The 12,447-nt window shown below is 68.6% G+C and carries 11 protein-coding genes and 2 rRNA genes; 3 read left to right on the top strand and 10 right to left on the bottom strand.

The features are described 5' to 3' along the window. The first annotated feature begins 4 nt into the window (after nt 1-4). The 3 genes from AB0C66_RS00065 to AB0C66_RS00055 all read left to right on the top strand — a co-directional run bounded on the left by AB0C66_RS00065 (nt 5) and on the right by AB0C66_RS00055 (nt 3,693). Entirely contained in the window at nt 5-928 is a 924-nt protein-coding gene (locus AB0C66_RS00065; protein ID WP_362430858.1) for an HAD-IB family hydrolase, read from the top strand. 514 nt (nt 929-1,442) lie between these two features. After that, complete coding sequence (locus tag AB0C66_RS00060) at nt 1,443-2,249, top strand: ECF subfamily RNA polymerase sigma factor, BldN family (RefSeq protein WP_362430857.1); 807 nt, start codon at nt 1,443-1,445, stop codon at nt 2,247-2,249. Between the two features lie 217 nt (nt 2,250-2,466). Further along, on the top strand, nt 2,467-3,693 hold the full coding sequence (locus AB0C66_RS00055) for a DUF5667 domain-containing protein (protein ID WP_362430856.1): 1,227 nt from the start codon (nt 2,467-2,469) through the stop codon (nt 3,691-3,693). A 211-nt stretch (nt 3,694-3,904) separates the two neighbouring features. Here AB0C66_RS00055 and AB0C66_RS00050 read toward each other — a convergent pair whose 3' ends face one another. From AB0C66_RS00050 to AB0C66_RS00005, 10 genes are all read right to left on the bottom strand, one after another. Continuing rightward, nucleotides 3,905-4,963 (bottom strand): lysophospholipid acyltransferase family protein, encoded by a 1,059-nt coding sequence (locus AB0C66_RS00050; RefSeq protein WP_362430855.1) that lies wholly within the window; start codon nt 4,961-4,963, stop codon nt 3,905-3,907. A gap of 14 nt (nt 4,964-4,977) precedes the next feature. After that, nucleotides 4,978-6,021, bottom strand: a complete 1,044-nt coding sequence (locus AB0C66_RS00045) for an NAD-dependent epimerase/dehydratase family protein (protein WP_362430854.1) — start codon at nt 6,019-6,021, stop codon at nt 4,978-4,980. A 222-nt stretch (nt 6,022-6,243) separates the two neighbouring features. Then, nucleotides 6,244-6,342 (bottom strand): AURKAIP1/COX24 domain-containing protein, encoded by a 99-nt coding sequence (locus AB0C66_RS00040; RefSeq protein WP_003948845.1) that lies wholly within the window; start codon nt 6,340-6,342, stop codon nt 6,244-6,246. A 128-nt stretch (nt 6,343-6,470) separates the two neighbouring features. After that, nucleotides 6,471-6,680, bottom strand: coding sequence for a helix-turn-helix domain-containing protein (locus AB0C66_RS00035; RefSeq protein WP_014053989.1), 210 nt, complete (start codon nt 6,678-6,680; stop codon nt 6,471-6,473). 128 nt (nt 6,681-6,808) lie between these two features. Next, the gene (locus AB0C66_RS00030; protein WP_362430853.1) at nt 6,809-7,624 is read right to left on the bottom strand and encodes a phosphatase; all 816 of its coding nucleotides are present in this window, start codon (nt 7,622-7,624) and stop codon (nt 6,809-6,811) included. 103 nt (nt 7,625-7,727) lie between these two features. Further along, complete coding sequence (locus AB0C66_RS00025) at nt 7,728-8,900, bottom strand: acetoin utilization protein AcuC (protein WP_362430852.1); 1,173 nt, start codon at nt 8,898-8,900, stop codon at nt 7,728-7,730. Then, nucleotides 8,869-10,089, bottom strand: coding sequence for an MFS transporter (locus tag AB0C66_RS00020; protein ID WP_362430851.1), 1,221 nt, complete (start codon nt 10,087-10,089; stop codon nt 8,869-8,871). Before AB0C66_RS00020 ends, AB0C66_RS00025 begins: the two co-directional genes overlap by 32 nt. Nucleotides 10,090-10,114: 25 nt before the next feature. Then, the gene (locus AB0C66_RS00015; RefSeq protein ID WP_362430850.1) at nt 10,115-10,771 is read right to left on the bottom strand and encodes an HAD family hydrolase; all 657 of its coding nucleotides are present in this window, start codon (nt 10,769-10,771) and stop codon (nt 10,115-10,117) included. An 88-nt stretch (nt 10,772-10,859) separates the two neighbouring features. Then, nucleotides 10,860-10,976 (bottom strand): 5S ribosomal RNA (gene rrf / locus AB0C66_RS00010). A gap of 73 nt (nt 10,977-11,049) precedes the next feature. Continuing rightward, nucleotides 11,050-12,447 (bottom strand): 23S ribosomal RNA (locus AB0C66_RS00005); the annotation flags it as partial.

The raw sequence follows: 12,447 nt of genomic DNA, 5'->3' as shown, positions 1-12,447 counted from the left end.
TTTCATGGCCGCACTGGGATGGTTCACCCGCCGTCGACGACCCGCCACGGAGCGGAGCGTCCTCGCCGGAGAGGCGTCGGCAGAGGCGGCGCGCAAGTCATCGGCCGAGACTCCCCCGCCGCAGCCCGCCGCCGAACCGGAGTTCCCCGTCGTCGGGGACGAGCGGGCCGCCGCCTTCTTCGACCTGGACAACACGGTCATGCAGGGCGCCGCCCTCTTCCACTTCGGCCGCGGCCTGTACAAGCGGCACTTCTTCCGCAAGCGCGAACTGGCCCGCTTCGCCTGGCAGCAGACCTGGTTCCGGATGGCCGGTGTCGAGGACCCGGCGCATATGGAGGATGTGCGCAGCAGCGCGCTGTCCATCGTCAAGGGCCACCGGGTCTCCGAGCTGATGTCGATCGGCGAGGAGATCTACGACGAGTACATGGCCGACCGCATCTGGCCCGGCACCCGGGCCCTGGCCCAGGCGCATCTGGACGCCGGACAGCGGGTCTGGCTGGTGACCGCGGCCCCGGTCGAGACCGCGACGATCATCGCCCGGCGACTGGGGCTGACCGGAGCGCTGGGCACGGTGGCCGAGTCCGTCGGCGGCATCTATACGGGCAAGCTGGTCGGCGAGCCGCTGCACGGCCCGGCCAAGGCGGAGGCGGTGCGGGCGCTGGCCTCGGCCGAGGGGCTGGACCTGACCCGCTGCGCGGCGTACAGCGACTCCTCCAACGACATCCCGATGCTGTCGATCGTGGGCCATCCGTACGCCGTGAATCCGGACGGGCGGCTGCGCAAACACGCCCGGGACAAGGGCTGGCGGCTGCGGGACTACCGCACCGGCCGCAAGGCGGCCCGGATCGGCATCCCGGCGGCGGCCGGAGTGGGCGCGGTCGCGGGTGGCACGGCGGCCGCCGTGGCGCTGCACCGGCGCCGTCGCTGACCGCGCACCGGCGCACCCCTCCCGCTTTCCCCCCGGACCCCTCCCGCTCCGCACAGGCCCCGTGCGTCCGCTCCCACCAGCGGTGACGGCTATCCGCGACCGAGCGCGCACGAGCCTGACCGAGCACGGTCAGGACTGACCGCCGATCGCGCTGCGTGACGGCGTGCCCATGGATACGGAGCGTCACCGACCGATGGCGACCATCCTGTTTCAGTCATTCCGCACTTCCTACCCCACAGCGCCCCCGCCAGTCCCCTTACCGCCGGTTTGTCACAACACGCCATGTAATCGCACATTGCAGGAACGTTTCCGATCAAAACCTGTTCAACGTTCGATACTTGATGCGTCATCAACCCATAACGGAGTGAACGGAAACGATGATTTGAGCAACTGGGTGTAGCGCCGCCTGTACGAAGCGTTATTCTCCTTAGACGCAAGCCGGTACCCACGCGTCCCTACGGCGGGTGAACGGTCCCGTACTGCACGTGATGGAAGCTCTGCCTCTGGGAGTCCCGTGTACCCACACGTCGGGGTTGACGCCTCGGGCCTGGCTACGCTGCGCGCAACGGTCCTCGACTGTCTGCGCGGCTTCGTCCCCACCGCGTATGCCGTCCCCGCGCTCGCCACGCCCGTGCCCGTCAGCCCATCCGTCGGCACGGTCCACCAGCCCAACCAGGCCAGCTCCTGCTATGCCCTGGCCGATGGCGGAGCGGCGGTCGGCAGACGCTCCCGCGGCGGCGCCTCCACCGCCCGCCGACCGAGTGCCGACAGCGACAGCCGCCGGATGATGGACCTGGTCGAGCGTGCCCAGGCGGGCGAGGCCGAGGCCTTCGGCCGGCTCTACGACCAGTACGCCGACACCGTCTACCGGTACATCTACTACCGGGTGGGCGGCCGGGCCACGGCCGAGGACCTCACCAGTGAGACGTTCCTGCGCGCCCTGCGCCGCATCGGCACCTTCACCTGGCAGGGGCGTGACTTCGGCGCCTGGCTGGTCACCATCGCCCGGAACCTCGTCGCCGACCACTTCAAGTCCAGCCGCTTCCGGCTGGAGGTCACCACCGGCGAGATGCTCGACGCCAACGAGGTCGAGCGCAGCCCGGAGGACTCCGTCCTGGAGTCGCTGTCCAACGCGGCCCTGCTGCAAGCGGTGCGCAAGCTCAATCCACAGCAGCAGGAGTGTGTGACGCTCCGCTTCCTCCAGGGGCTCTCGGTCGCCGAGACCGCCCGGGTGATGGGGAAGAACGAAGGTGCGATCAAGACCCTTCAGTACCGGGCCGTACGCACCCTGGCCAGGCTCCTCCCGGACGACGCCCGCTGACCGGCGTCCACGGCCCCGCGGTGACACCTCCGGCACGCCCGGTGAGCTCCTCGGGAGGGCGTAACCCGGGTGCTGCACCGCTCGTTGTGGGGGATGCAGGCGCCTTGTGGTCGTACCCTGCCCGTACCCACTCACTCGATCGGGTGGACGCACGGGCGGGAAGGAACCTTCGGGTGTCCTGGGGAGTCGACCGTCACGACGAGAGGAGGTGCCGCCTGTGATCGCGAACGTATCGGCACATCGGCGGGCGAACGCCTTCGCCAAGGCCCTGGAGGCCCTGGAGGCCCTGGAGAGCAAGCACCAGGCCCCCCGGGACGAGACGCCGCACCAACCACCCGGCTCATCGGCGGAGAGCGCCGAGCAGAGACGGATGGTGGCCCTGGCGAGCGGGCTCGGCGAATTGCCGGCACCGGCATTGGACCCCGAGGTCAGGACCACACAGCGGGCCCAGCTGATCGCCGCCATGGAAGCGGCCTTCGCCGAGGGCACACCGCGGGTGCCCGAGCAGCGCCGCCGCCCCGGCGGCGCCCATCGCGCCAAGCCACCGGTGTCCAGACTGCGGCCCCGTTCGCGCTGGTCCAAGGGGCTCGCGGCCGGGGGGCTCACGGTCGGGGTCGCGGCGGGCGCGTTCGGCGGGGTCGCCGCGGCCAGTTCGGACGCCCTGCCGGGCGACACCCTCTACGGGTTCAAGCGCGGCATGGAGGACCTCAAGCTGGAGATGGCGGACGGCGACTCCGCCCGCGGCCGGATCTATCTGGACCAGGCGTCCACCCGCATGAGCGAGGCGCGCCGGCTGATGGAGCGGGCCCGCGCCGGCGAGCTGGACCACGATTCGCTGCGCGAGATCCGCCGCGCCCTGTCCGGTATGCGCCATGACGCCTCCGAGGGCCACCGGCTGCTGCACCAGGTCTATCAGCGCGAGGGTTCGCTCGGCCCGATGCAGGAGCTGTCCTCGTTCGCCAAGGCCCACCGCGACGGGTGGAGTCAGCTCCGCGAGAAGCTGCCGTTGCAGCTCGCGGACGTCGGCGACGAGGTGAGCTCGGTCTTCGCCGCCATAGACCAGGAGGTCGGCCCGCTCCAGCCGCTGCTGCCCACCACCAAGGACCAGCGGAGCCAGTCGGGCCAGCCGGGCGGTGAGGCACCGCAGCGCCCGGGCGGGACCGCGCCGCAGCGCCCGTCGTCCACGTCCTCGGCCGCCCCGAGCGGCGGCCGCACCGGCGAGACCAGCCGGCCGGGCCCGTCGTCCCCGGCCGCCATCGACGATCAGGGGCTGATCGGTGGCGCGGGCGATCTGCTCGACCCACCGGCCAGCGGGGTGACGCCGAGCCCGTCCCCGGGCCGCGGCGACACCGGCAGCAGGCCGGGGCAGCCGGACATCACCATCCCGCCGCTGCTGCCCGACCTTCTGCCGGGTCTCGACCTCGACGGCGACGACACGAGGTGACACGGCCGGGGCCGGTGGTGGGACGCCAGACGTCACCACCACCGGCCCCACCGTTCTCAGAAGAAGACCGACCTCCGCTGCACCAGCAACTTGGCCCCTCCTTCCGGCCGCCCTCGCAAGATTCGGCCCTGGCGGGCCTCACCGGCATCGGCCGTCTGCGCCGGACTCCGTCCGTCGGGTCGTGGGGCCTGCCCCGCTGCACCGATCCGCTTCAGAAGAAGACCGACCTCCGCTGCACCAGCAACTTGTAGAGGGTGTGCTGGATCGTTTCTCGTACCTGGTCGGTGAGGTTGAACATCAGCATCGGGTCGTCCGCCGCCTCGGGCGGATGCCCGTCCGTCGGGATCGGCTCGCCGAACTGAATGGTCCACTTCGTCGGCAGCGGCACCGCGCCCAGCGGCCCGAGCAGCGGGAAGGTCGGCGTGATCGGGAAGTACGGCACACCCAGCAGCCGCGCCACCGTCTTCGCGTTCCCCACCATCGGGTAGATCTCCTCCGCGCCCACGATGGAGCACGGCACGATCGGCGCCCCCGCGCGCAGCGCCGTCGAGACAAAGCCGCCGCGACCGAAGCGCTGGAGCTTGTAGCGCTCGGAGAACGGCTTGCCGATCCCCTTGAAACCCTCCGGCATCACCCCGACCACCTCGCCGCGCTCCAGCAGCAGCTGGGCGTCCTCGGCACAGGCCAGGGTGTGGCCCGCCTTACGTGCCAGCTCGTTGACGACGGGCAGCATGAAGACCAGGTCGGCGGCGAGCAGCCGCAGATGACGGTCGGCCGGGTGGTTGTCGTGCACGGCGACCTGGAGCATCAGCCCGTCCAGCGGCAGCACCCCGGAGTGGTTGGCGACCACCAGCGCGCCACCGCTGTCCGGAATGTTCTCGATGCCCTTCACCTCGACCCGGAAGTACTTGTCGTACATCGGGCGCAGCAGCGACATCAGGACCTGGTCGGTGAGGTCGTGGTCGTAGCCGAAGTCGTCGACCTCGTAGTCACCGGTGATCCGGCGGCGCAGAAAGCTCAGCCCATGGGCGAGTCGGCGCTCCCAGTCGCCGCCGCCCGGCGCGCGCTTGGGCGGGTGCGGCGGCAGGGGCGGCACCGCGGACGCCGCCGTGGTGGCCTCGGTCGCGTCGGCGCCCCGCTCCAGCTCCTCGTCACGCTGCTGCGGTACGGGCTTCAGCGAGCCCTGGGACCGCTTGGCGCGGCCCTGCCGGGGGCCCTTCCTCCGGGACCGCGGTTCCTCACCGAACGGAATGACCTTGGCATCCGCCATGGTGGTTGCGCTCCTCAGCTCTGGGCGCCGGCGGGCAGCAGCCCGGCGAGCCGGTCGACGGTACGGGCGAGGGTCTCGGGCGGGAGCAGCCCGGGACCGCGGCTGTGCGCGTAATCCGCGAAGGCACCGGCGGTGGTGTGCTCGGGATCGAAGCCCAGGGTCTCGCGCATCTGGTTGGTCGCCACGACCCGGCCGTGGGTGAGCAGCCGGACCTGCTCCGGCGAGAAGTCGGTGACGCCCAGGGAGCGCAGCGCGGTGCGGGCCCAGCGGAGGGTGGGCAACAGCAGCGGCAGTGTGGGGCGGCCGAGCCGTCTGGCGGCCTGCGAGAGCAGCAGCACACCGTCTCCGGCGATATTGAACGTGCCGCTGTTGAGCGTGGAGCGGCGGGGCTCGGAGGCGGCGATCCGCAGCACCTCGATGGCGTCCTTCTCATGGACGAACTGGAGCCGGGGGTCGTAGCCGATGACGGTGGGCAGCACCGGCAGCGCGAAGTACTCGGCGAGCGGGGAATCCGCGCAGGGCCCCAGGATGTTCGCGAAGCGCAGCACGCACACCGCGACGTCCGGGCGGCGCCGGGCGAAACCGCGGACATAGCCCTCGACCTCGACGGCGTCCTTGGCGAAGCCACCGCTGGGCAGCGATTTGGGGGGCGTGGTCTCGCTGAAGACGGCGGGGTCTCGGGGTGCCGAGCCGTACACATTGGTGCTGGACTTGACCACCAGCCGCTGGACCGACGGCGCCTTCTGGCAGGCACCGAGCAGCTGCATGGTGCCGATGACGTTGGTCTCCTTGACGGAGGCACGATTGCCACGGGCGCCCAGCGGGGTGCCGTTGATGTCCATATGGACGACGGTGTCGACGCCGAACTCGGCGAGGAGCTTGCCGATCGTGGGGTGGCGGATGTCGGCCCGGACGAAGTCGGCGCCGCCCAGGTGGTGTTCGGGTGCCACGGCGTCCACGCCGATCACCCTGTCGACATCGGGCTCACGTTGTATGCGCCGTACGAAACGGCCTCCCAGCTGGCGTGCGACCCCGGTGACGAGCACGACCTTTCCCAAGATCAGCGCCTTCCTTCCCACCCTCGTCCGAGCTGGGCTGTGCCGAACACCGTAACCGGTCGATGTTGCGCTGTGATGACCACTCGCCGCGCGACCGGCGTTTTAAGCCGTGGCCACGACTGTGACCGGGGTCACGGCCGACATCACGGTGTGGACCGTGAACACACCGCAGCCCTTCCACCGGCGGTGGAAGGGCTGCGAGACGAACACAGCGTCGCTTGCTTACTTCTTGTTGCGACGCTGGACGCGCGTGCGCTTGAGCAGCTTGCGGTGCTTCTTCTTAGCCATCCGCTTGCGCCGCTTCTTGATAACAGAGCCCACGACTACCCTCGCTCACTTCGATTCACTCGGTGCGGGGCGTCCGAGCCCACACGACCTACATCGGGCCAGCCTACCCGGCACCGAGCGAACCACGTAATCCGAGGGTCCTCCCCAGGCTCCGGCCGGGCTTAGGCGGACTCCACCCCCACATAGGACTCGCGGAGGTACTCATGAACCGCTTGCTCTGGGACCCGGAAAGACCTGCCCACCCGGATCGCCGGCAGATGACCGCTGTGCACCAAGCGGTACACGGTCATCTTGGACACTCGCATCACCGAGGCAACTTCCGCCACGGTCAGAAACTGAACCTCGTTCAGAGGCCTTTCGCCAGCAGCCATGACACACCTGAACCTTCCGCACATGTCGGGCACCGGCTTCCCCTCCGGTGACTCCTGGTCGCATGCGCGCTCCTCCCCAGGTTAGGGGCGCGTGATGCAAGTGGGGAAGAGGAGTAGCTATCGGACGCCTACTGTGACAGACACGCCCGATTGAGTACATAGCGAGTGAGCGGCCGGTAGCAACCAGACCGCACAGCGTCATCAAGCGGAACGGCGACCGACACCCGCCCCTCGGCCTCCCCGACAAACAGCGCGGGGTCGTCGGTGTCACCCAGCCCGATGGCCTCAAAGCCCAGCTGACCTGCTCCGCAGACCCATCCGTGGTCCCCGATCACCAGCCCCGGCAGAGCGCCGCCGGACGCCGCGGCACAGCCGAGCGCGACCCGAACCGGGAGCGGGGAGTGACTGTGGGCGCCCGGCTCACTCGGGCTCCAGCGGGCGCCGGGCGCCCGCACCATCGCGACTCCTCGTACGTAGACGAGCTGGTGCATACGTACCCCGAACCGGGTCGTTATGTCGACACATCCACCCTGCCCCGGGGTGAGAACACGGCAGCCGGCCGCCGAGAGCGCCGACGCCAACGAGGCGTAGAACCCCAGGAGACGGTGGGGGTGCCCGGTGCCGAGCAGCACCGGGAGGCGGGCCAGGGCGACGGCCCGCAGCCGGTCCGCGAAAGCGTCCAGAGCAATGATCGTGCGCTCCGGATCGATCACATCCTGGCCTGAAGTGTGGTCCGGATTGGTCGAAACCCCGCATTTGTCGCCCATCAGGCGAAGCAGTTCCAGGAACGACCAGTCGCTATCGGGCTCGAGCCCCAGCAGCACCCGGGGATCCCGGGCAGCGAAGTGCCGATAGCGGCGCAGGCTCTCCTCCCGGCTGGTCGACACCGGTCCGGCGAGCCGCGCCGCCAGCAGATGCGCACGCAACGCGGCGGTACTCAACACGCCCACGATGCTGGCGGATCATGGCTGACCGCTGCCGGGGAACGGCTCGAGACCCCACGGTTGGCCTAACGGCCGCCGGGACCTCGAGGACCGGCCCGCCGCGCTACGGAAGCAGGCCGTGGTGCGGGAACACCGCGCGCCGGGTCGCCAGGATCGACTGGTCCAGCCGGTCCGCCGGGTCATAGCCGAACTCCGCGAACTCCCGCCAGCGCGGCTCCCGTCCGTCCGTCATCCGCCGCGGCGCGTCCAGCCGGGTCCGCCGGTAGACCTCCCGCCGCCAGTCCTCCGGCACCTCGGTCTCCGGAGCCACCGGACGCCCGGCCGCGATCGCCACCAGATGCGTCCACGACCGCGGCACCACCTCCACCACCGCGTAACCGCCGCCCCCGAGCGCGATCCAGCGCCCCTCGGCGTGGTCGTGCGCCAGTTGGTGACAGCTCTCCGCGACCGCCCGCTGCGCGTCCACGGTCACGCCCAAGTGGGCGAGCGGGTCCTCGATATGGGTGTCCGCGCCGTGCTGTGTCACCAGCACCTGCGGCCGGAACGCGGCCAACAGCTCCGGCACCACCGCGTGATAGGCCCGCAGCCATCCCGCGTCCCCGGTCCCGGCCGGCAGCGCCAGATTCACCGCACTGCCCTCGGCACCCTCCCCGCCCGTCTCCTCCGGCCAGCCGGTCTGCGGGAAGAGGGTGCGGGGGTGCTCGTGCAGCGAGATCGTCAGCACCCGCGGATCGTCCCAGAACGCCGCCTGCACACCGTCCCCGTGGTGGACGTCGACGTCCACGTACGCGACCCGCTCGGCGCCCAGCTCCAGCAGCCGCGCCACGGCGAGCGCAGCGTCGTTGTAGATGCAGAACCCGGAGGCGCCCCCCGGCATCGCGTGGTGCAGCCCGCCCGCGAAGTTCACCGCGTGCAGCGCCTCCCCGCGCCAGACGCTCTCCGCCGCGCCCACCGACTGCCCGGCGATCAGCGCCGACGCCTCGTGCATCCCCGCGAACGCCGGGTCATCCATCGTCCCGAGGCCGAACGAACCGTCCGCCGCCGCCGGATCGGCCGAGGCCCGCCGCACCGCGTCGATGTACTCCTGGCGGTGGACCAGCCGGAGCGTCGAATCCCCGGCCGCCTTGGCCGCCACGACGCCGACCGCGCGGTCCAGCCCGTACGCCTCGACCAGTCGCATGGTCAGCGCGAGCCGGACCGGGTCCATCGGATGCCCGGTGCCGAAGTCGTACCCGGTTACTGCCTCATCCCACATCAACTGTGCTCGGCCGCTCATGACCGTCACCGTATCTGGCTGGTACAGGAGCGAACGACCGCGCATACAGCATCGTCGCGAGCACGAGCGCCATCGGCACCAGCATCGCGCCCCGATAGCTCCATGCGCCGCCGAGTGCGCCCACAAGCGGTGAGCCGACCAGGAAGCCGACGTAATTGAAGATGTTGAGACGGGCGACGGCGGCGTCGGAGGCCCCGGGGAAGAGCCGCCCGGCGGCCGCGAAGGTCTGCGGCACCAGCACACACAGCCCGAGCCCCAGCAGCAGGAAGCCGAGCATTCCCATATACGGGCCGGGAGCCGTCGCGACCACCACGAACCCCCCGGCGGCCAGCAGCGTTCCGGCCCGGACCACGGCGACGGCACCGAAGCGACGCACCCCGAGGTCGCCGAAGGAGCGGCCGAGGAGAGTGGTCACCATGTAGAGGTTGTACGGGAGGGTGGCCAGCTGCTCGGAGCCGTGCAGCACGTCCTCCACGTACTTGGCGCTCCAGTTGGAGACGGTCGAGTCCCCGATGTACGTGAACGCCATGACGAGGCAGAGCGGCAGCAGCGGCTTCATGCTCACGGGTGCGTCGGCGACGGCCCGCGGCCCCTCTGCCTCCGGCGGGGCCATGTCCCGCCGGTCCACGAACCAGCGGGAGGCGATGAGGGCGACCGGCACCAGCAGGGCGACCACCGGTGCGTAGAGCATGGGCAGCGGCAGGTCGACATGGGCTCCCGCCCAGGCCGCGCTGGCACCGGTGATCCCACCCAGGCTGTACGCGGCGTGGAAGCCGAGCATGATGCTCCGCCCGTACGCGCGTTGCAGACTCACCCCGAGCATGTTCATGGACGCGTCGAGCGCCCCGACGGTCAGCCCGAACACCCCGAGCGCGACGGCCGCTTGCCAGAGCGCCGTGCCGGAGCCGGCCGCGAGCAGGGCGAGGGAGACGACGGGCTGCACCCAGCGCAGCACCTGGCTCGGCCGTACCCGCTTCACCAGGTACTCGGTGCCGACGCTGCCCGCGCCCGCGAGGACCGGAACGGCGGCGAGGAAGGCGGGCAGCAGCGCGTCGGATATCCCGTAGCGGTCCTGGAGCGCGGGGATCCGGGTCACCAGCAGAGCGAACATCGCGCCCTGGACGAAGAAGCTGAGGGCCAGTGCGGTCCGGCCATGTCTCAGACGTGGGGTCGGGCGCGAATCCGTCATGGCCGTGGAGCGTACGGCCCGGCTGCTACTTGTGGGTAGATGCGAGCAGTTGGGGAAGTGCGGCCATGTCGGCGAAGAGCGCCTGGGCGGCCGCCAGCTTGTCGGCCGGTGTCATCGCCGTGAAGCCGAAGACGTCCATCCCGGCGGCCACCGCGGCCTGGACGCCGAGGGGGCTGTCCTCGATCACCGCGCAGTCCCGGGCGGCGACGCCCATCCGCTCGGCGGCGTGCAGAAAGAGATCGGGGGCGGGCTTGCCCCGGCCCACATCCTCGGAGCTGAAGATGCGCTCCTCGTCGAAGAGTTCGTAGAGCCCGGTCTTCCGCAGGGCGACGCGGATGCGCTCATGGCTTCCGGAGGAGGCGACGCAGAACGGGACGCCGTCCGCACGCAGCTTCTCCAGCACCGTCCGCACTCCGGCCACCGGCTCCAGCTCACGGCGGAAGGCGTCGAAGACCCGGTCATGGAAGGTGGCGTCGAAATCAGCGGGCAGCCGCTGTCCGGTACGGGTCAGGACCAGTTCATGGACGCGGTGCATGGCGGACCCCATGTAGTCACGTATGGAGTCCTCGTAGCTGGTGGGGTGGCCCAACTCGGTGAGGTAGCCGGCCAGGAGCCGATTGGAGATGGGCTCGCTGTCGACGAGTACGCCGTCGTTATCGAAGATGACCAGGGCATAGCGCATACCGTCAGCCTACAAAGTGGACGCGAACCGGCAAATGAAAAAGCCCGGTCGGGAGGCTATGCTCCCAACCGGGCTTCTTCTAAAGGTTGTTCGGCGGCGTCCTACTCTCCCACAGGGTCCCCCCTGCAGTACCATCGGCGCTGAAAGGCTTAGCTTCCGGGTTCGAAATGTAACCGGGCGTTTCCCTAACGCAATGACCACCGAAACACTATGAAGAAAACAAACCGGACATGACACGGTTCATTACTTCAGAACCAACACAGTGGACGCGAGCAACTGAGGACAAGCCCTCGGCCTATTAGTACCAGTCAACTCCACCGGTCACCCGGCTTCCATATCTGGCCTATCAACCCAGTCGTCTACTGGGAGCCTTAACCCATCAAGTGGGTGGGAGCCCTCATCTCGAAGCAGGCTTCCCGCTTAGATGCTTTCAGCGGTTATCCCTCCCGAACGTAGCCAACCAGCCATGCCCTTGGCAGGACAACTGGCACACCAGAGGTTCGTCCGTCCCGGTCCTCTCGTACTAGGGACAGCCCTTCTCAAGACTCCTACGCGCACAGCGGATAGGGACCGAACTGTCTCACGACGTTCTAAACCCAGCTCGCGTACCGCTTTAATGGGCGAACAGCCCAACCCTTGGGACCGACTCCAGCCCCAGGATGCGACGAGCCGACATCGAGGTGCCAAACCATCCCGTCGATATGGACTCTTGGGGAAGATCAGCCTGTTATCCCCGGGGTACCTTTTATCCGTTGAGCGACGGCGCTTCCACAAGCCACCGCCGGATCACTAGTCCCGACTTTCGTCCCTGCTCGACCCGTCAGTCTCACAGTCAAGCTCCCTTGTGCACTTACACTCAACACCTGATTGCCAACCAGGCTGAGGGAACCTTTGGGCGCCTCCGTTACTCTTTAGGAGGCAACCGCCCCAGTTAAACTACCCACCAGACACTGTCCCTGATCCGGATCACGGACCCAGGTTAGACATCCAGCACGACCAGAGTGGTATTTCAACAACGACTCCCCCTGAACTGGCGTCCAGAGTTCACAGTCTCCCACCTATCCTACACAAGCCGAACCGAACACCAATATCAAGCTATAGTAAAGGTCCCGGGGTCTTTCCGTCCTGCTGCGCGAAACGAGCATCTTTACTCGTAATGCAATTTCACCGGGCCTATGGTTGAGACAGTCGAGAAGTCGTTACGCCATTCGTGCAGGTCGGAACTTACCCGACAAGGAATTTCGCTACCTTAGGATGGTTATAGTTACCACCGCCGTTTACTGGCGCTTAAGTTCTCAGCTTCGCCCCACCGAAATGGAGCTAACCGGTCCCCTTAACGTTCCAGCACCGGGCAGGCGTCAGTCCGTATACATCGCCTTACGGCTTCGCACGGACCTGTGTTTTTAGTAAACAGTCGCTTCTCGCTGGTCTCTGCGGCCACCACCAGCTCCGAGTGCAAGACTCATCACCAGCAATGGCCCCCCTTCTCCCGAAGTTACGGGGGCATTTTGCCGAGTTCCTTAACCATAGTTCACCCGAACGCCTCGGTATTCTCTACCTGACCACCTGAGTCGGTTTAGGGTACGGGCCGCCATGAAACTCGCTAGAGGCTTTTCTCGACAGCATAGGATCATCCACTTCACCACAATCGGCTCGGCATCAGGTCTCAGGCTCAT

The sequence above is a fragment of the Streptomyces sp. NPDC048636 genome (assembly GCF_040650655.1).
Taxonomy (GTDB): Bacteria; Actinomycetota; Actinomycetes; order Streptomycetales; family Streptomycetaceae; genus Streptomyces.
This window is presented reverse-complemented; position numbering and strand designations above follow the sequence as displayed.

Excerpts from the sequence above, each read along its gene's own strand:
- AB0C66_RS00065 (WP_362430858.1), top strand. The coding sequence starts at position 5 with ATGGCCGCACTGGGATGGTTCACCCGCCGTCGACGACCCGCCACGGAG.
- AB0C66_RS00050 (WP_362430855.1), bottom strand. The coding sequence starts at position 4,963 with ATGGCGGATGCCAAGGTCATTCCGTTCGGTGAGGAACCGCGGTCCCGG.
- AB0C66_RS00035 (WP_014053989.1), bottom strand. The coding sequence starts at position 6,680 with ATGGCTGCTGGCGAAAGGCCTCTGAACGAGGTTCAGTTTCTGACCGTG.
- AB0C66_RS00025 (WP_362430852.1), bottom strand. The coding sequence starts at position 8,900 with ATGAGCGGCCGAGCACAGTTGATGTGGGATGAGGCAGTAACCGGGTAC.
- AB0C66_RS00020 (WP_362430851.1), bottom strand. The coding sequence starts at position 10,089 with ATGACGGATTCGCGCCCGACCCCACGTCTGAGACATGGCCGGACCGCA.
- AB0C66_RS00015 (WP_362430850.1), bottom strand. The coding sequence starts at position 10,771 with ATGCGCTATGCCCTGGTCATCTTCGATAACGACGGCGTACTCGTCGAC.